General features: G+C 71.2%; 17 protein-coding genes and 2 pseudogenes. 14 read left to right on the top strand and 5 right to left on the bottom strand.

Features of this window, described 5'->3' with window-relative positions:
- Positions 1-28 precede the first annotated feature (28 nt).
- Positions 29-445 carry a pyridoxamine 5'-phosphate oxidase family protein gene (locus tag ACSUPV_RS03280; protein WP_359786029.1) on the bottom strand — a complete coding sequence of 139 codons (417 nt, stop codon included), beginning with the start codon at positions 443-445 and terminating at the stop codon, positions 29-31.
- Positions 446-815: 370 nt separating this feature from the next.
- On the opposite strand from ACSUPV_RS03280, the gene ACSUPV_RS03275 reads away from it, so the two are divergent.
- The 11 genes and pseudogenes from ACSUPV_RS03275 (at position 816) to ACSUPV_RS03225 (ending at position 13967) form a co-directional block, all read left to right on the top strand.
- A complete protein-coding gene (locus tag ACSUPV_RS03275; RefSeq protein WP_382608977.1) occupies positions 816-1256 on the top strand; it encodes a pyridoxamine 5'-phosphate oxidase family protein in 441 nt (146 codons plus the stop codon).
- Between the two features lie 202 nt (positions 1257-1458).
- Positions 1459-2151 carry a response regulator gene (locus ACSUPV_RS03270; RefSeq protein WP_031115520.1) on the top strand — a complete coding sequence of 231 codons (693 nt, stop codon included), beginning with the start codon at positions 1459-1461 and terminating at the stop codon, positions 2149-2151.
- A 185-nt stretch (positions 2152-2336) separates the two neighbouring features.
- Entirely contained in the window at positions 2337-3365 is a 1029-nt protein-coding gene (gene gap, locus ACSUPV_RS03265) for a type I glyceraldehyde-3-phosphate dehydrogenase (RefSeq protein ID WP_382608974.1), read from the top strand.
- A gap of 120 nt (positions 3366-3485) precedes the next feature.
- A complete protein-coding gene (locus tag ACSUPV_RS03260; RefSeq protein ID WP_436946868.1) occupies positions 3486-5228 on the top strand; it encodes a GAF domain-containing protein in 1743 nt (580 codons plus the stop codon).
- A 130-nt stretch (positions 5229-5358) separates the two neighbouring features.
- Positions 5359-6264, top strand: coding sequence for a pyridoxamine 5'-phosphate oxidase family protein (locus ACSUPV_RS03255; RefSeq protein ID WP_436946867.1), 906 nt, complete (start codon positions 5359-5361; stop codon positions 6262-6264).
- Positions 6265-6593: 329 nt separating this feature from the next.
- Positions 6594-7223, top strand: a complete 630-nt coding sequence (locus tag ACSUPV_RS03250) for a hypothetical protein (protein WP_382608967.1) — start codon at positions 6594-6596, stop codon at positions 7221-7223.
- Positions 7224-7394: 171 nt separating this feature from the next.
- Complete coding sequence (locus tag ACSUPV_RS03245; protein WP_031115514.1) at positions 7395-8300, top strand: universal stress protein; 906 nt, start codon at positions 7395-7397, stop codon at positions 8298-8300.
- Positions 8301-8322: 22 nt separating this feature from the next.
- Positions 8323-9345 carry a zinc-dependent alcohol dehydrogenase gene (locus tag ACSUPV_RS03240; protein ID WP_031115513.1) on the top strand — a complete coding sequence of 341 codons (1023 nt, stop codon included), beginning with the start codon at positions 8323-8325 and terminating at the stop codon, positions 9343-9345.
- A complete protein-coding gene (locus tag ACSUPV_RS03235; protein WP_359786047.1) occupies positions 9342-10220 on the top strand; it encodes a universal stress protein in 879 nt (292 codons plus the stop codon). Before ACSUPV_RS03240 ends, ACSUPV_RS03235 begins: the two co-directional genes overlap by 4 nt.
- Before the next feature lie 360 nt (positions 10221-10580).
- Positions 10581-13273, top strand: a pseudogene (locus ACSUPV_RS03230) (bifunctional acetate--CoA ligase family protein/GNAT family N-acetyltransferase).
- A gap of 184 nt (positions 13274-13457) precedes the next feature.
- Complete coding sequence (locus ACSUPV_RS03225) at positions 13458-13967, top strand: flavodoxin domain-containing protein (protein WP_359786237.1); 510 nt, start codon at positions 13458-13460, stop codon at positions 13965-13967.
- A 386-nt stretch (positions 13968-14353) separates the two neighbouring features.
- On the opposite strand, the gene ACSUPV_RS03220 is transcribed toward ACSUPV_RS03225, so the two are convergent.
- On the bottom strand, positions 14354-14938 hold the full coding sequence (locus ACSUPV_RS03220) for an Rv1733c family protein (protein ID WP_436946866.1): 585 nt from the start codon (positions 14936-14938) through the stop codon (positions 14354-14356).
- A 234-nt stretch (positions 14939-15172) separates the two neighbouring features.
- On the opposite strand from ACSUPV_RS03220, the gene ACSUPV_RS03215 reads away from it, so the two are divergent.
- The 3 genes and pseudogenes from ACSUPV_RS03215 to ACSUPV_RS03205 all read left to right on the top strand — a co-directional run bounded on the left by ACSUPV_RS03215 (position 15173) and on the right by ACSUPV_RS03205 (position 17098).
- Positions 15173-16243, top strand: coding sequence for a zinc-dependent alcohol dehydrogenase family protein (locus tag ACSUPV_RS03215; RefSeq protein ID WP_359786052.1), 1071 nt, complete (start codon positions 15173-15175; stop codon positions 16241-16243).
- Positions 16227-16680, top strand: a pseudogene (locus tag ACSUPV_RS03210) (pyridoxamine 5'-phosphate oxidase family protein). Before ACSUPV_RS03215 ends, ACSUPV_RS03210 begins: the two are co-directional and overlap by 17 nt.
- A 16-nt stretch (positions 16681-16696) precedes the next feature.
- Positions 16697-17098, top strand: coding sequence for an Hsp20/alpha crystallin family protein (locus tag ACSUPV_RS03205; RefSeq protein ID WP_382608959.1), 402 nt, complete (start codon positions 16697-16699; stop codon positions 17096-17098).
- Between the two features lie 62 nt (positions 17099-17160).
- On the opposite strand, the gene ACSUPV_RS03200 is transcribed toward ACSUPV_RS03205, so the two are convergent.
- The 3 genes from ACSUPV_RS03200 to ACSUPV_RS03190 all read right to left on the bottom strand — a co-directional run bounded on the left by ACSUPV_RS03200 (position 17161) and on the right by ACSUPV_RS03190 (position 18510).
- Entirely contained in the window at positions 17161-17670 is a 510-nt protein-coding gene (locus tag ACSUPV_RS03200) for a flavodoxin domain-containing protein (RefSeq protein ID WP_031115504.1), read from the bottom strand.
- Between the two features lie 4 nt (positions 17671-17674).
- Complete coding sequence (locus ACSUPV_RS03195) at positions 17675-18199, bottom strand: universal stress protein (protein WP_436946865.1); 525 nt, start codon at positions 18197-18199, stop codon at positions 17675-17677.
- Between the two features lie 119 nt (positions 18200-18318).
- Complete coding sequence (locus ACSUPV_RS03190; RefSeq protein WP_436949998.1) at positions 18319-18510, bottom strand: hypothetical protein; 192 nt, start codon at positions 18508-18510, stop codon at positions 18319-18321.

The raw sequence follows: 18510 nt of genomic DNA, 5'->3' as shown, positions 1-18510 counted from the left end.
CCCGAGCCTCAGGGAGCTGCCACCACGCTCACAGAGCCGGCGGGCGAAGCTCCCGGCCGGTGACCATCTCGGATTCGATCCGCACGAACACGGCCCCTGCCATTGGCATCCAGGACGTGGGGCCGTCCTGGGACAGCCGCTCGTGCTCGGCGGGGTCGGTCACCACGGTGGCCCGTCCGGTGACGACCACGCTCCAGCCGGACCGGGTCGCCGCGTCGAACTCGTCCGCCTCGAAGGCGACGACGACGCCGTCGATGGCGCGTACGAGGTCCGAGTCCGGCGAGGTGCACAGCAGGACGGAGGTGTCCGTGTCCAGGGAGAAGTTGACGGGGAGGACCGCGGGCAATGCCTGCCTGGTATAGACCACGCGGCCGACCGGCACCTTGGCGAGCAGGCGCAAGCTTTCCTGCCGGTCGAGTGCGCGAAAGGCGTCGTTCTGGTACATCAGTCCATCGTCCCCGCGGCCGTCGTGTGGGCCTAGGGCCGACCGGCCCTAGGCGGTACGCGGAGGAGTGTGGTGCCGCTCCATCTTCCACCTTCAGCCCGGCCCTGACCAAAGCATCGACTACCTCACCCGCCCCTACATCGTCTACCTCAGTCGCGACGCCCGACTCGGCGCCCGTTCCCCGCGCCGTCGCCGGGACCGCGTGGGGTCATGAACAGCCAAGCTGTGGACGTGCGGGCCCGTCGATCGCGGTGTGACACGGGTCGTTCTCCGGTACGGCCGGGACCGATGGCCCCTCATTCCCGGGTCGCATCCGGCTCAGGATGGGGTGACGCAGAACCATGTACCAAGCGAGAGACGGGGCCGGCTGATGTACACCAACGACGGTTTCCACGAACTCGGACGGCAGGAGTGCCTTCGGCGGCTGGCCAAGGTGCCCGTCGGCCGCATCGTCTACACGCGCCAGGCCCTGCCCGCCGTCCTGCCGGTGAACTTCGGTCTGGACGGCGAAGGTGCGGTGGTGCTGCGCACTTCCGCGGCCTCGGAACTGGTCCGCGCGATCGACGGTGCGGTGGTCGCCTTCGAGGTCGACGACGTCGACGCGGTCCGGTACTCCGGTTGGAGCGTCATCGTCACCGGCACCGCCGTGGTGGTGACCGACCCCGCCGAGCACGAACGCCTGGCCCGCACCGTTGCGGCCTCCTGGGTGCCGTCACCGCAGGGAGTCTTCGTCCGTATCGAGCCCGAACTGGTCACCGGGCGCGAGCTCGTCGGCGGACGCACCCTGTACGGGGTGGACCTCACCGCCTGAGCCGCTCTTTCTGGATTGCATCGCCGCGATCCAGCGCGCCGCACGAATCTGCACGACGCCGCCGACGGCGGTAGCAAATCCACCAAGTGGGGGATCCGGAGAGTGGAATCCGGGAATCAGGGACCACCGGCCCTGGCCTCCAGTCCCTCGGACGGGGAAGGATTCCCATGGAAACAGCAGAGGACATTACAAGGAGTAACCGATGGCGGACAGTGAGCATGCCGGCACCGGAGGTCCCATCAGGGTCTTCCTCCTGGACGACCACGAGGTCGTACGGCGCGGTGTGCACGACCTGCTGAACGACGAGCCGGACATCACGGTGGTCGGCGAAGCCGCCACGGTCGAGCAGGCCCTGGTGCGCGTCCCCGCGCTGCGCCCCGATGTGGCGGTCCTCGACGTCCGCCTGCCCGACGGCGACGGCGTGACCGTGTGCCGTGAACTGCGCTCGAGCATGCCCGAGCTGGCCTGTCTGATGCTGACCTCGTTCGACGACGAGGAGGCCCTGCTGGACTCGATCATGGCAGGTGCGTCCGGGTACGTCCTGAAGCAGATCCAGGGCTCGGACCTGGTCTCGGCGGTGCGCACCGTGGCCCGTGGCCAGTCGCTGCTGGACCCGAGCGCCACGACCAAGCTGATGGCAAGGCTGCGGGGAGGTCAGAAGCAGGAGGAAGAGCCGGACGCCCTGCCGGGGCTGACCGAGCGGGAGCGGGAGATCTTGGCCCTGATCGGTGAGGGCCTGACCAATCGGCAGATCGGCCAGCGGCTGTATCTGGCGGAGAAGACGGTGAAGAACCACATCTCCCGCCTGCTGGCCAAGCTGGGCGTGGAGCGTCGTATCCAGGCCGCCGTCATCGCCACTCAGGCGCAGGACCGGCTGCGCGGCGAGGGACGCTGAGGCGGAGCCGGGGGAGCGGAGAGGCCTGCCGACGCCTCCCGCCCCGGCCCGCTGCCGCCGCGCAGGGCCGAACGGTCCCCGGTTCACCCCCTTGGGCCCAAGCCCCGCCCCACACGACGGCGGAAGGCTGATAGCGCACCCGGACGACACCGGGTATCGCGAACCCGTCGGGGAGGACGAGGGACATGACCGTACGCGTGGGCATCAACGGCTTCGGCCGCATCGGACGCAACTACCTGCGCTGCGCACTGGAGCGCGCGGAGAACCCTGCCGGCACTTCCATCGAAGTGGTGGCGGTCAACGATCTCACCTCGCCGGAGGCACTGGCCCATCTGCTGGCGTACGACTCGACCTATGGGCGGCTCCGCCGCGTCGTCGAGCACGACGACAGTTCGCTGACCGTCGACGGCCACCGCGTCGCCGTCACCGCGGAGCGCGACCCCGCCGCCCTGGCCTGGGGCGACCTCGGCGTGGACGTCGTCATCGAGTCCACCGGCCGCTTCCGCACCCGCGAGCAGGCGGGCCTGCACCTGAGGGCGGGAGCGCGCAAGGTGCTGCTGTCGGTTCCGGGCAAGGGCGTCGACGCCACTGTGGTGATGGGCGTCAATGAAGGAACGTACGACCCGGACCGGCATCACGTGGTTTCCAACGCTTCCTGCACCACCAACTGCGTGGCCCCGATGGTGAAGGTGCTGGACGAGCACTTCGGCCTCGTCAAGGGCCTGATGACCACCATCCACGGCTACACCAACGACCAGGTGGTCCTCGACGGCCCGCACAAGGACCTGCGCCGGGGCCGCAGCGCCGCTGTCAACATCATCCCCACCAGTACCGGTGCGGCCCGCGCGGTCGGCCTCGTCCTGCCGGAACTGTCCGGCACCCTGGACGGCATTGCCGTACGCGTTCCCGTCGAGGACGGGTCGCTGACCGACCTGAGCGTGGTGCTCGACCGGCCGGCGACCGCCGACGAGGTCAACGCGGCCTTCCGGGAGGCCGCCGACGGGCCGCTGAAGGGCATCCTGCGGGTGTCCGACGCGCCGATCGTCTCCCGCGACGTCGTGGGGGACCCCGCCTCGTGCGTCCTGGACGCCCCGCTGACCCAGGCCCACGGGGACCTGGTGAAGGTCTTCGGCTGGTACGACAACGAGTGGGGGTACACCAACCGGCTGCTCGACCTCACGGAGTACGTCGCCGCGAGGTTGCCGCGGACCTGACCCGCCTGGCGTGCTCTCCCTCCTGGCAGGGCTGATCTCGTGCCCTCCTCGCGCGCCGACCGCTACCGTGGCAGATGAGCGGACGGCGGTCGGCTCTACGCGGATAGTGGGAGGATCACGTTGCCAAGCTCCGAGGAGGCCCGGAAGGCCCAGGTAAAGCTGCCCCAGCTCAGGCTGGACGAGCTGCTGGAGGAGCTGCAGGCCCGCATCGACGCGGCCCGGGGGACCCAGGACCGGGTGCACAGTCTGCTGGAAGCGGTGCTGTCGGTCGGCCGGGAACTGGACCTGGAGCAGGCGCTGTACAGCATCGTTGAGGCCGCGACGGCACTGGTGGACGCGCAGTACGGCGCACTCGGTGTGATCGGCCCGGACGGGAAGCGGCTGTCGGCCTTTCACACGGTCGGTGTCAGTGAGGACCAGATCGCCCGTATCGGGAACTTCCCCGAGGGGCACGGCATCCTGGGTGAGCTGATCCGCCACCCCGAGCCGCTGCGCCTGCCGAAGCTCTCCGAGCATCCGGCCTCCTATGGCTTCCCGCCGCACCATCCCCCGATGAACACGTTCCTGGGCGTTCCCATCCGGGTCCGGGACCAGGTGTTCGGCAACCTGTACCTGACCGAGAAGCGGGGCGGGACCGACTTCGACGAGGAGGACGAGGCCGTCCTGTCCACCCTCGCCGTGGCCGCCGGCGTCGCCATCGACAACGCCCGTCTGTACGAGGAATCCCGGCTGCGTGAGCGGTGGCTGCAAGCGAACGCCGAGATCACCCACAGCCTGATGTCCGGCGGCGACCAAGCGGAGGTACTGCGGCTGATCGCCGAGCGAGCGCGGGACATCACCGGTGCCGGACTCGCCGTGGTCGCGGTGCCGATGCAAGACACGGACACGCTCACGGTGGAGCTGGCCATCGGCCGGCAGGCGGAGGCCCACCGCGGGCTGGTGCTGCCCGTCGAGGGCAGCCTCATCGGGCGGGCCTTCGCCGACGTGGCACCGGTGACCAGCCCGGACGCCTCCCAGGACGATCGGATCTCGGCTGGTCCGCCGCGTTTTTCCGGCCTGGGTCCGGCCGTCGCCGTGCCGGTGGGGACGGGGGACGGCGTACGCGGGGTCGTCCTGCTGGTGCGTGAGGCGGGCGCGAACGAGTTCACCCAGAAGGAGATGGAGCCGCTGCAGGGCTTCGCCGCGCAGGCCGCGGTCGCCATGGAACTCGCCGAACGCCGTAAGGACGCCGAACAGTTCGCTGTTCTCGAAGATCGCGACCGGATCGCCCGAGACCTGCACGACCTGGCCATCCAGCGGCTGTTCGCCACCGGGATGACCCTGCAGAGCGCCGGCCGCCTCATCGAGCACGCACAGGCCTCGGAGCGCGTGCTGCGGGCCGTTGACGACCTCGATGAAACCATCAAGATCATTCGGTCGACGATCTTCGGCCTGCGCACGCGCGACGACGACGCGGCCCCCAGCCTGCGGGCCCGAGCGGTACGCGTGGTGGGTGAGGCCGTGCCTGTCCTGGGCTTCGCGCCCAGTGTGCGCATGGAGGGACTGCTCGACACCCATGTCCCGAAGGAGACCGCCGACCACATCGTGGCCGTGCTGTCCGAGTCCCTGACCAACATCGCCCGCCACGCGCACGCCGACCGCGCCGAGGTGGTGCTGGAGACCGACGGCAACGAGGTGCGCCTCACGGTCACCGACAACGGTGTGGGCGTACCCGAGGAGGGCCGCCGCAGCGGCCTCGCCAACATGGCCGAGCGGGCCAGGAAGCTCGGCGGGGACATGGAACTCGCCGACCGGGACGGCGGCGGAACACGACTGGTCTGGCACGCCCCGGTGAGGGAAGCGCAGGGCCCCTCGGAAAGGTGATCGGTGCGAGGCACCAGGTGCCTCCGGGCGGGAAGGACGCCGGGACGCCACCCAGTGGTGCGGGGCCCGGCCCGGCGTGATCCTGGAAGGGCTAGCCAAGAGCGGACCCACCGAGGGAAACGGCACCGTCATGCACGCTCAGCTGGGCGATCTGCTGATCGTCGAAAGTCCGGCCACCGGCACCGCTCGGCGCGACGGCGAGATCGTCGGGCTGCACCACGACGACGGAACGCCCCCGTACGACGTGCGATGGTCGGACACGGGCCAGGTCACGCTCGTGTTCCCCGGGCCGGACGCACACGTCCAGCACCTTCACACCGAGGCCGCAGCGCCGGGCGGGACGATGGACCCGAGCACGCGAGCCACCGCTACCCGTCCCCGCAGCGCCGCGACAAAACCTGGGGACGTGGGGCGCCGCGTGGCGGCCGCACGTCGGCGACAGGGTCTCAGCCGGGAGGAAACGGCTCGCCGCGCCCACATGGCGCCGGAGTACCTCGCCTACCTGGAGGAACATCCTTCGGATCCCAGTCTGGCGACGCTGCTGCGACTGGCCGACGCCCTCGGCACCCGGCTCGTCGAACTGCGGGGCGGTGACCAGGATCTGCCACCAGGGCAGGGACACGCCCTCTTGCACCCCAGCCTGAGGGAACTCAGCCCGGAGGAGTGCCGCACCCTGCTGTCCACGCACGGTGTGGGGCGCGTTTCTGTGACCACCCCTGATGGTCCGGCCGTGCTCCCGGTCAACTACGACGTGGTCGACGACGCCCTCGTCTTCCGCACCTCGCCGGACGCGGCTCCCGCTGCGGCCGTCGGCACGGAGGTCGCCTTCGAGGTGGACCACATCGACGATGCGATGAGCCAGGGCTGGAGCGTTCTCGCGGTCGGCCGGGCCGAGGCCGTCAGAGACCCCGACGAGGTGCGCCGCCTGGACACGCGGGCCCATACCGATCCGTGGCCGGGGGGAGGACGCACGTTGTGGGTGATGATCCGGCCCGTCCGCGTGACAGGGCGTCGCATCACGCCGGCCGACCGGTGAGCGGATCACCCGGCCTCCAGCGCCTCGCGGGCCGTGCGGAGTGGCGAGGCGGGCCTGACGGGGTGGGCTGCGGGCGACACACCCAGGGCTGAGAGCTGCGTGTCCTGAACCCGGTGGCGGCTCCCCGCCGCGAGGGCCACGCCCAGCACCAGGCACGGCGTCTTGGGACCCGCCGGGTTGGTCCGGTCGTATTGCGCCGAACGGCCCCGCCGGCCCAGGGCCGTTCAGCCCGTCGCCGTGGACCTTCGGCCTCCGGTGCGAACCGGCGCCGGCCAGGACAGTGAACGGTGTCAGGAACCAGCCGGACCATCCCCGAAGGGATCACCGTCATGGCCGTGCACGATCACTCACACCGCAGTGCGGGTCTCCACCTGCCGTCGTTCCGACGGAACCGGACGTCCACCGCACCCGAGTCCGCCGTGTCGGCACGTGACGACACGCACACCGCGCGGGCCTACGTCTTCGGTTCCGTGCGCCTCCTCATGGGCTTCGTCTTCCTGTGGGCCTTCCTGGACAAGACGTTCGGGTTTGGTTACGCCACTCCGTCCGGCAAGGGCTGGATCGACGGTGGATCGCCGACGAAGGGGTTCCTCGGCTCCGTGTCCGTCGGGCCGATGGAGTCGACGTTCCACGCGTGGGCCGGCGCGGCCTGGGCGGACTGGCTGTTCATGCTCGGCCTGCTGGGCATCGGCCTGGCACTGGTCGCCGGGATCGGACTGCGCCTGGCCGCGGTGGCGGGGACCGTGATGATGGCGCTGATGTGGGTCGCGGAGTGGCCGCCGGCCCGGCACCTCTCGGACGGTTCGCCGAGCATGTCGACGAACCCCTTCGCCGACTACCACCTCGTCTACGCCGCCGTCCTGATCGCCCTGGCCGCCGTCTCCGCGGGCGACACCCTGGGGGCCGGTCGGCTCTGGGCCAGGCTCCGGTTCGTCCGCGACAAGGGCTGGCTGCGCTGAACGCGGGGGTGCGGTGGGCTCGCCACCGGGCCCACCGCCCGGGCAGTGGGAGGGACGGTCGGGTCCCGGTCCGGGACCAGTGGCCCGTGCACTGCCCGCCGCCCGCGCACGACCCTCGAATCGGATCCCTTGCTTCTCGGATCCCTTGCTTCACTTCTGGAGGTTGAGAGCATGTCCCGCACGATCACCGTAGGTCTCGACGGCTCGTCCGAGAGCCGGGCCGCCGCCGAGTGGGCGGCCAGGGAAGCGAAACTGCGCGGGCTGGCGCTCAGGCTCGTCCATGTGTGGCAGCCGGTGCCGGAGCCCATGGCCCAGGCACCGCTCCTCGGTGCCGAGACCCACCAGCACTGGACCGAGCGGATCCCGCGCGAAGCCGCCGCGGGTCTGCGGTTGCGGCACCCGGGCGTCGAGGTGAGCACGGAGCAGTGCTCCGGCAACGCCGCCGAGGCGCTGTGCTCGGCGGCGGAGGAGTCCGCGCTGCTGGTCCTGGGGTCGCGCGGCATGAGCGGGCTCGGCGGGTTCCTGGTCGGCTCCGTCGGCCAGGCCGTCCTGGCGCACGCCGAATTGCCGGTCGTCCTGGTGCGCGCGGGAGAGCAGGCCGCCGACGAGCACGAGATGGACCCCACCGGCATTCCGTCGGCGGCGGCTCCTTACCGGCCCGTCGTGCTTGGCCTGGACACCGGCCGGCCGGATGAAGGACTGATCGAGTTCGCCTTCGACGCGGCGGTGCGCCGCGCCACGTCCCTGAGGGCCGTCCATGGATGGAACCCGCCGCCCTACTACGCCTACGGCCTGTCAGCCGACCCCGGATTTCACGACACCCTCGCCCAGAGCGAGGCCGCCGGCCTGGCGGAGGTGCTGGGCCCATGGCGGCGGAAGTTCCCGGACGTCGAGGTTCTGGAGGAGTCCCGCCACGGCAGCCCGGCCCTGCACCTGATCGACGCCTCCCGCGAGGCATCCCTCGTCGTCGTGGGCCGCCGGGTCCGCCGCAACCCGCTCGGTGTCCACATCGGTCCCGTCACGCACGCCGTCCTGCACCACGCCACCGCGCCCGTCGCCGTCGTCCCGCACGACTGAAACACCCTGAGGAGAAGCAACCATGAAGGCAGCAGTCGTCCGGGCCTTCGGTGAACCGCTGGTCATCGAGGAGCGCCCCGACCCCGAGCCCGGCCCCGGCCAGATCCGTATCCGTCTCGAGGCGTCCGGGCTGTGCCACACCGACATCCACGCCGCGCACGGGGACTGGCCGGTCAAGCCGAACCCGCCGTTCGTGCCCGGGCACGAGGGCGTGGGTCTGGTGGAGGCCCTCGGCGAGGGCGTCACCCACCTGGCCGCCGGGCAGCGAGTCGCGGTGCCCTGGCTGGGCCGGGCCTGCGGGCGGTGCGAGCACTGCCTGTCCGGCTGGGAGACCCTGTGCGAGCAGCAGATCAACACCGGCTACGGCTGCGACGGGGGGTACGCGGAGAAGATGCTGGCCTGGGCCGACTTCGCCCAGCCGGTGCCCGAGGGTGTCACCCCGTTCGACGCGGCCCCGCTGACCTGCGCGGGCGTGACGACGTACAAGGCGCTGAAGGTCGCCGACGTCCGACCCGCCCAGCTCGTCGCGATCTCCGGCGTCGGCGGGCTCGGACACCTGGCCGTGCAGTACGCGAAGATCGCCGGGGCCACCGTCGCCGCGATCGACGTCACCGACGACAAGCTGCGACTCGCCCGAGAATTGGGTGCCGATCTCGTCATCGACGCCCGCAAGGACGACGTGGGAGCGGTGCTGAAGCGCCACGGCGGTGCGCACGCGGCGATCGCGCTCGCGGTGAACGAGGCCGCCTTCACGGCGGTCAACTCCGGTCTGCGCCGGGGCGGCAAGCTGGTGATGGTGGCGCTGCCCGCGCACGGCACGATCCAGGTGCCGATCTTCGACACGGTCCTGAACGGCACCAGTGTGATTGGCTCGATCGTCGGCACCCGGCAGGACCTCGCCGAGGTCTTCCAGCTCCACGCGGCCGGCCGGACGAAGGTCATCTACGAGACCCGACCCCTCGCCGCCGTCAACGACTCCATCGACGAGGTGCTGCGCGGCCAGGTCAAGGCCCGCATCGTCTTCGACCTGGGAGCACGGTCATGAGCACCGTGAATCTTCCGCTCGTCGTCGGCGTCGACGGATCCGAGCCGAGCCTGCGGGCCGTGGACTGGGCGGCCGACGAGGCCGCCCTCCGCGGGGTGCCCCTGCGGCTGGTGAACGCCTCGCTGTGGGAACGCTACGAAGGCGCCGCACTCGCGCATGACCTGGGCAAGCCGTCCGGACGGGGCATGGCCGTGGACATCGTCGAGACCGCGGCGCGGCGCGCCCGCCGGCGCGCTGCGGACGTGAAGATCTCCACCGACGTGCTCCCCGAGGAGCCCGAATACGCGCTGGTGTGCGAGGGACGGAACGCTTCCGCGCTGGTCCTGGGCACCCGTGGCCGCGGCGGCATCGCCAACCTGCTGCTCGGCTCCGTCAGCCTGACCGTGGCAGCCCACGCCTCCTGCCCGGTGATCGTCGTCCGTGGCAACCACGACAACCAGGCCAGGGCCGGGCTGCGTGGTCGCATCCTCCTCGGAGTCGGCGACGCATCGACGGCTGCTGTCGACTTCGCCTACGAGGAGGCGAAGAGGCGTGGGGTGCCGCTGGACGCCGTCCGCGCCTGGCGCTGTCCCGCGCACGAGACCACCGACCACCCCCTGCTCGCGGGCGAGCCCACGCGCCTGCACGAGGAGCAGGCTGCCAAGGTGCTGGAAGCGGCCCTGAAGGATGCTCCGGCGGACATGGAGCTGCACCGGCGCACGATCGAGGGACCCGCTCGCACGGCGCTCCTCGCCGCCTCGCAGCAGGCAGACCTCCTCGTCGTCGGGGCCAGGCGCCGAGAGCCCGGGCACCTCCGCCTCCAGCTCGGCCGCGTCGCCCACACCGTCCTGCACCACTCCGCCTGTCCGGTGGCGGTCGTGCCCGAGCGGGTGTGAGACCAAAGGCCCGCCGCGTGGTCGGGGACGTACCGCTGCCGCTTACGCTCGGTCGGCTTCGGCAGAGCGCCTGCCCGGCGTCTCCGGTGCTCACGATGGCTTGCAGCCCTGCCGCCTCCTCACCGGTGCCCCGGTCATCCACCGCTGGGTACTCGCCCGGGGCGGAATATCGGTGCGCCACCGTCGTGACCGCCGACAGACCGTGCACCGGGGGCGCGCCCCTGCGAGCGGCGACCGAATCGACGAGCGTGACGGGGTGATGGGGCCGACCGGCCCTCGGATCGGTCCCGGACAGCCCATGGGTCCCCGCGGCGAACCGCTGGATGCTCGAAGAGTCGAGAGACTTGGAGGAGATCCGCGATGACGGACGACGTGCTCAACCGACCCCCTGTCCACGCCCTGCTCACGGACGGGACCACCGTGTGCATCCGTCCTGTGCTGCCCGGCGACCACGATCAGCTGGAGGGGCTGTACGAGGAGATGTCACCGGAGAACCTGCGCCTGAGGTTCTTCGCGGCGAGCCACCGTTCCGCCACCGCGGCCGCCGATCGGGCCTGTGCGTCGGCACGGCCCGGCTACCGGGCGCTGCTGGCCGAGACGAAGGGCCAGGTGATCGGCCTCGCCGAGTACGACACCGGCGGCGGCAGGGACTCGGCCGAGATCTCCGTCGCCGTCGCCGACGGGCTGCACCACCGGGGCGTGGGCACCCTGCTCGTCGAACACCTGGTCTCGGCGGCCCGGTCGGACGGCGTCACCACCTTCACGGCCGACGCGCTGAGCGAGAACCGTGAAGTCCTCAGGCTCTTCACCGACCTCGGCCTGGACGTCACCCGGCGCTTCGAGGGCGCCGAGGTGCGCTGCACGATAGCCCTCGACGAGGATGACGCCTACCTGACGGCGGTGGAGGCCCGAGGCCGGGCCGCCGACGTGGCCAGCCTCGCACCGCTGCTGCGGCCGAAGGCGGTGGCCGTCGTCGGCGCCGGCCGCAAGCCCGGCTCGGTCGGCCGCGCCCTGCTGCACCACCTGCACGCCGGCGGTTACACCGGGCGCCTGTTCGCGGTGAACCCCAGCGCCACCAACATCCTGGGCGTGCCTTCCTACCCCTCGATCACCTCCCTGCCCAGGACGCCCGACCTCGTGGTGATCGCCGCTCCCGCTCCCGCGGTCCCGACCGTCGCCGAGGAGTGCGGCAAGGCGGGCGTACGGGCCCTCGTGGTCGTTTCAGCAGCCTGGACGGTACTCAGGCGCAGGCGCTCCTGACCGCATGCCGTGCCCACGGCATGCGCCTGGTAGGCCCCAACTGCCTCGGCATCTCCAACACCGACCCGGCCCTGGGCCTGGATGCGACGTTCGCCGCCGGTCACCCGAAGCCCGGCAGTGCGGGTGTGGCCGTGCAGTCCGGTGGTGTGGGCATCGCTCTGCTCGACGGGCTGTCCCGCCTGGGCATCGGCGTGTCCACGTTCACCTCCCTCGGCGACAAGTACGATGTCAGCGGCAACGACATGCTCCAGTGGTGGGAGAGCGACGGCCGTACCGACCTCGCCCTGCTGCACCTGGAGTCCTTCGGTAACCCGCGGGCTTTCTCCCGCACCGCTCGGCGCGTCACCCGCCGCATGCCCGTCCTCACCGTCGACGCGGGCCGCACCGACGCCGGCCGACGAGCCGCCGCCTCGCACACGGCGGCCGCAGCGACCCGCACCATGACCCGGCAGGCCCTGTTCACCCAGGCCGGCATCACCGCCACCCACTCGATCGGCGAACTCCTGGCCACCGCGGCCCTGTTCCACACCCAGCCGCACCCGGTGGGGACCCGCGTCGCCATCGTCACCAACGCCGGCGGCGCGGGCGTGCTGACCGCCGACGCCTGCGCCGAAGCGGGGCTCGTCCTGCCGCAGTTCACTCCCGGACTCGTCGACGACCTGCTGGCCGTGCTGCCTTCCGGTGCGGCCGTCGGCAATCCCGTGGACGCCACCGCGGCCGTATCCGAGGACCAACTGCGCGAGTGCGTCGACCGGCTCATGACGTATCCGGGGATCGACGCCGTGCTGCTCGCCCTCGTCCCCACCGCGGTCGCCGCGGCGACGGGTGACGATCTAGTCCGGGCCCTCACCGCAGGACCGGGACGACAGGCGCGGCCGGTCGCCCTCGTCCGCCTGGAGCAGGACGTGGCGGTCAGCCTGCTGCCCGCCGCCGACGGCGGCACCATCCCCTCGTACGCCGAGCCCCAGGCGGCGGCACGGGCCCTGGCCCACGCCGCCCGCCGGGCTGCCTGGCTCGCCCGCCCGGCCGGCACCGTACCGGCGCTCATCGGAGTGGACACCGCTCGCGCCCGACAGATCACCGAGACGTACCTCGCCGCGCACCCGGACGGCGGCTGGCTCGACCCACTCACTTGCGCGGACTTGCTGGCCTGCTACGACATCCCCCAGCTGCCATGGGCATGGGCCGACACGGAGGACGACGCCGTCCTCGGCGCCGAACGGCTGGGCGGTGTCGACGGCCGGGTGGTCATGAAGGCCCACTGGCCCGGACTGGTGCACAAGAGCGAGCAGCACGCGGTCCACCTCGACCTGCGCGGCGAGGATCAGATCCGTGCGGCCTACCAGGACTTGGAGAGTCGGTTCGGCGGACTGATGACCGGGGTGGTCGTGCAGCCGCTCGCCGAACGTGGCACCGAGTTGTTCGCCGGAGTCGTCCAGGACGACGTCTTCGGGCCGCTCGTCCTGTTCGGCCTCGGCGGGACGGCCACGGAGGTGCTCGCCGATCACGCCGCCCGCCTCGCCCCGCTCACGGACCACGACGTGCACGACCTCATCACTGCCCCCCGCTGCGCACCCCTGCTGTTCGGCGCCCGCGGCAACGGACCCGTGGACCTCGAAGGCCTGGAACAGGTCCTCCTGCGGTTGTCCCGCATGGCGGAGGACCTGCCGCAACTCGCCGAGGCCGACTTCAACCCGGTCCTCGCCACGCCCGGCCAGGTCACCGTGCTCGACGCGCGGATACGCCTCGTGCCGCGCACGCCCAAGGACCCCTATCTGCGCCGACTGCGCTGAGGAGGAACCGGAATGAAGTGGCCCGGCGACATGCGGAGCGGCTGCCGGTGCTCGAAGAGGAGGAGCGGTCGGCAAGAGCGAGACCGGGATCGCCCTTGCCATGACCCGGCAGATCGACGGCGGGGTCGACGTCGTCGACGAGCTCACCCACCGGCTCGACGACTGTGAAAGGAGGCGAACCACCATGCCGAGCAACGTGTTGGTCGCCTACGGAACAACCAACGGATCGACTGCGGAGATCGCCGAAGCCGTCGCCGCCGTCCTGCGCAAGGAAGGGCTCGCGGCCGAGGCGCTGCCTGCCCGGTCCGTGACGAGCGTGTCGCCGTACGACGCCGTCGTGGTCGGTGGCGGGCTGTACGCCGGGCGTTGGCACAAGGACGCCCGCCGCTTCGTGCGGCGACACGGCAGGTCCTTGGCCGGTCGGCCGGTGTGGTTCTTCAGCAGCGGGCCGCTCGATGCCTCGGCGTCGGAGCGGGACATCCCGCCTGTGCCCGGCGTACGGCGCGCCATGGACAGGCTGGACGTCACCGAGCACGTCACCTTCGGAGGACGCCTTGTGGAAGGCGCGAAAGGACGCATCGCCCGGATGATCCTGCGTTCCGGCAAGGGCGGGGACTTCCGCGACTTCGACGTGATCGAGGCCTGGGCCGCGCGGGTGGCCAAGGAGCTCACCGACGGAGAGAAGAACCGCTAGCGGAACGTTCCGACGATCGGCCCTTGGTGCCTGTGCGCAGGCGGGTACCGGGGGCCCGTCGTCGTGCGTCGGGGTTTCTACGTCGACGAGATGGTCAGAGACACCCCCACGCCGGGCCGTGCCAGGTGGGTTGTGAACCAGTCGGCGGCCAGATCCGCGACGGTGTTCAGGGCGGCGGGCGCACCCGTGCCAGTGCCAAGTAGCCCGCCGGGAGAGAGGTCTCCCGGTGAAGCCGACGGGAGGCGGTCGGCAGGAGGATGTCGAAGACGTCCCCGCCCGCCGGGATACGCGAAGGCCACGACCGCCTGGACCGTTCCGGGTATCAGGAAACGCGCGTCAGCCGTAGGGGGGGGCGCCCTCGGAGAGGGACCGTCGGGCACTGCCCGTCAGCCGGTCTTCTGGCTCCACTGCGGACCGATCACGTCCCACTCCCTGGACCACTGGTCGAGGCGCCGTTGGTCAAGACGCCACCGCGCGAGGGCCCCGGCACCGAGAGCGAGGCCGGAGAGGGCCAGCGCGGCGGCGACACCGAAGAAGACCGCCTCCGCGGCGGCCTCCGCCGGATCGGCCGGCTCCGGGGTGAGTGCGCCATGCGTGTCCTGCCACACCGTGATCGTCGATCCGCGGCGCAGGCCGGTGTCGTCCACCAAGGTTCGCCCGGTCCGGGTGACGCCATCGGGAGTTGTCCACCGGACCTTTGCCAAGGTTCGGTAGGTGCCGCCCTCTCTCGATGACGGACTCCGCGGAACATCGGTGAGTACTACCGCACGCACCGCGTGCCGCTCGGATCGCTGCTGTGCGAGCGCCTCGTGGGCGGAGAGAGCCGTCACCAGCCCGGCGATCGTCCCTCCCACCGCGATGACCGCCCACATCGCCAGCACGATCCAGGCCTCGAGCTTGTCGTCGCGCCGTCGTAGCGGACTGCTCCGCCACCGCCACAGTCTCACTTTCGTACCCCTGCCACCGGGCATCGGTAGCACCTCCTCGTCCGCGTGACTCCTCGAAGGTGGCAGCGGGAGGCCACATGTGACATGGGCCGATGAGGCGGCGCTGCAGGGCCGACCGGCCCAAGCGGATCTCCCTGCCGTGGGACAAGCTGGACGTGCGGGGCAATCCCGGCACCGCACCGGAGTGACTCGGGCCTGCCGACGACGCTGCGCCGGGTTCCGGCTCCGGGCTGGAGCGCTAGAGAGCGAGGAGCGGGCATGAAAGGCTACGTCTTCCACGGTCCCGGACAGGCCGCGTGGGAAGAGGTCCCGGACCCGGTCGTCAAGGAAGCCACCGACGCGATCGTACGAGTCGGCGCCGTGACCATCTGCGGGACGGACCTGCACATCCTCAAGGGCGACGTGCCCGAGGTCCGGCCCGGCACCGTGCTGGGACACGAGGCGGTCGGGGAGATCGTCGAGGTCGGCGGCGACGTACGCACGGTGCGCCCGGGGGACCGGGTTCTGGTCTCCTGCATCAGCGCGTGCGGGCGGTGCCGCTACTGCCGAGAGGGAATGTACGGCCAGTGCAGGGGTGGCGGGGGCTGGATCCTGGGGCATCTGATCGACGGCACCCAGGCCGAGTACGTCCGCGTCCCTTACGCCGACCTGTCCGTGCACCCGTTGCCCAGCGCCGTGAGCAGCGAGGATGCCGTGCTGTTGGCCGACATCTTCCCGACGGCGTACGAGGTCGGCGTGCTCAACGGGAAGGTCCGTCCAGGAGACACCGTCGTGGTCGTCGGGGCCGGCCCCATCGGGCTGGCGGCGATCGCCACCGCCCGGCTGTTCGCGCCCGAGCGGATCGTCGCCGTCGACCTGGCCCCCTCCCGACTGGAGGCCGCCAGGCGGCTCGGGGCGGATGCCGTGGCCGACGTCCGGGAAGCCCCCGAGCAGCTGATCGCCGACCTCACCGAAGGGCTGGGTGCCGACGTGGTCATCGAGGCGGTCGGCGTGCCGGAGAGCTTCGAGCTGTGCACGCGCGTGGTGCGGCCCGGCGGCCACGTGGCCAACGTCGGTGTGCACGGCAAGCCGGCGACGCTGCACCTGGAAGACCTGTGGATCAAGAACGTGACGATCACGACGGGGCTGGTCGACACGCACTCCACGCCGACCCTGCTGCGGATGGCGTCCGCCGGACGGCTCCCGACGTCGCAGTTGGTCACCCACACCTTCCCGCTGGACCAGATGGAGGATGCGTACGACGTCTTCAAGAACGCCGCCGGGACCGGTGCCTTGAAGGTGGTGCTCGGCGGACAACAGCACGACGCCGTCGCTGTGCGGGCGGCCTGACGCCGGTCCCGGCCGGGAACTGGAGCGGCAGGAGTGCCTGCGCCTGCCGGCACAGGTGGGACGCATCGTCCAACATGCCGGGTTCTCCGCTCGGTGCTGCCGGTCAACTTCTGTCTGGACTACGACGGCGGGGTGTTGCTGTGTACGTCGGCTGCCTCCGAGTTGGTCCGCGCGATCGACGGCGCGGTGGTCGCCTTCGCGCCGACGAGGTGCACGCGGTGGCTCACTGGGGCTGGAGCGTCGTCGTCACCGGTTCCGCCTCGGTGGTGACCGATCCTGCCGAGCACGAGCGCCTCGCCCGGACCGGTCCTCCCTCCTGGGTGCCGGCTCGCAGAGCGGTGCAGTTCGGCAGTCCGTCGGTCCAGGACGAGCGGCGCACGCAAGGGGGCCGACCGACCCATGCGCGAGCAGCCTCCGGCGGACGACGCTGGTGGTAGAGAAGAGGTGTACGACATGAGCGGCACGATTGAGCGGCTCCGCGGCCGGCCTGAGCTGTCCGTCCTGCCCGACTGGTCGGAGGCAGGATTCCCCGTGATGGACACTCTTCCGGAAACGCACGGCATCCATGTGGAAGAGCGCCTGACGGACGGGACGTATGTACTGCTGGCCGAGCTTCCCGGGGTCGACCCCAGCGATGGCATCGAGATCACCGTCGTGGGAGGTGTGCTGGACCTGCGTGCCCAGCGCAGCGTGATGACCACCGAGAACCGAGGCACCAAGGTCCTTTACGGCCACTTCACTCCGCTGCCGGCCGGGGCGAAGGGCGACGAGGTGGCAGCGGAGTACAAGCATGGTGTCCTGACCATCACGGTGCCGGTGCCGCCAGCCGACCACCGCCGCTCCCTCCGCTCCTGAACCAGCGATCGTCACGTGCGACCGAGGGGTCTGACCGACTCAGCCATGAGGTCGGAACCGGCTCAGCCATGGGTCAGCTCGGTCGCGATCTCCGCCGTCCACGCGTCAATGGCGTCCCAGTCCCGGTAGTCACCGAACCGGCCGCCCACCACGCGGAAGAAGATCCGCCCCGTGCGCGGAAGCTGATCCGGTGTGAGGACGCCCGAGAACAGACGGTGCCCCCGATACGTTAGACCGGCCGGAAGGTCTCGCTCGATCACTGGAATCTCCTTCGTGACCATGCGCTTCCACGGCCCCCGCAGCGCAGCCGGCATCCCGACACTGAAGATCCATACCGGTCGCATGCCCAGTACGTCGCGGTTGTCCCGCATGAAGGCTCTCGCCGGGGTCAGCCAGCGCTGGCTGTGAACCGCGCTTCCGAGGACGAACGCCTCATAGGTGGTGGCGTCGTCGACGTCCGCCATGGGACGCGCCCGCGCTGCGAGTCCCGCTCGGCGCAGCTGGGCAGCCATCCGCTCGGCGATCTGCCGGGTGGAGCCGTGGGCGGTCGCATGGCCGACCAGAACGTCCATCACGTCACCTCGATACGCCCTGTGCCTCGAACAACTCCGCTCGCGGGGTTCCTACGACTCGAAGCGGCACCGCGGGTCGGTCGGGCGCCGGTACCGCGACCACGGGGACAGTGGCGTGCCTCAGGCATCCACGGCCGACCGCACCCCCTACAGGGAGGTCAAGCTGCCCGTGCGCGGTGCGCCCGAGAACGAGCAGCAGGGCGCCGCGCGCCCGGTCCAGGAGGACGCGCACAGCCGGGCCCTCGACCAGTTCAGCGCGTACGGCATTGTCGATCCGCGGCCCGAAGACCCTGCGCAGCGTCTCCGTGAGCAACCGCACGGCCGCGTCCCGTTCCTCGGCGGGCGTGGGCCGCACCGACACCGGGGCGTATGGGGCGACGCGGGGCGCGGTCGCTTCCCAGGCGTGCACGGCGACGACCTCCGCGCGCAGCGCGCGGGCCTGCTCGGTGGCCCAACGCAGGGCGGCGGCGGACGCCTCGGACCCGTCGACGCCCACCACGATGGCCCTGCCGGTGGCGAGTTCGGTCATGGCAACCTCCCGTAAGGCTTCATGCCCCCACGATGGTCCGGAGCGGGGGCGTGCCGCGTGGGCCGAGAGGCTCCGACGGAGCGCCGATGGTCCCTCGCGGACGGGTGACGGCGGACGGCTCAGTACAGGGACGCCGGCCAGCCAGTCAGAACGGCGGTGATGACGCCGGCGTCCAGCACCACGCCGAGGGACAGCCACGGATGGAACCACAGGACCTTGAGCAGCAGGCCGACGCAGGCCGCGGTGAGCGCCGCGACGGACCAGCCACTGCTCTGCGTCGCGGTGGCAGCGCCCGCGATGACGTAGAGCAC

This window comes from Streptomyces sp. SudanB52_2052, from assembly GCF_964272415.1.
GTDB classification, from domain to species: Bacteria; Actinomycetota; Actinomycetes; order Streptomycetales; family Streptomycetaceae; genus Streptomyces; species Streptomyces olindensis.
The sequence above is the reverse complement of the archived record's forward strand: the minus strand, read 5'-3'. Positions and strand labels throughout refer to the sequence as shown.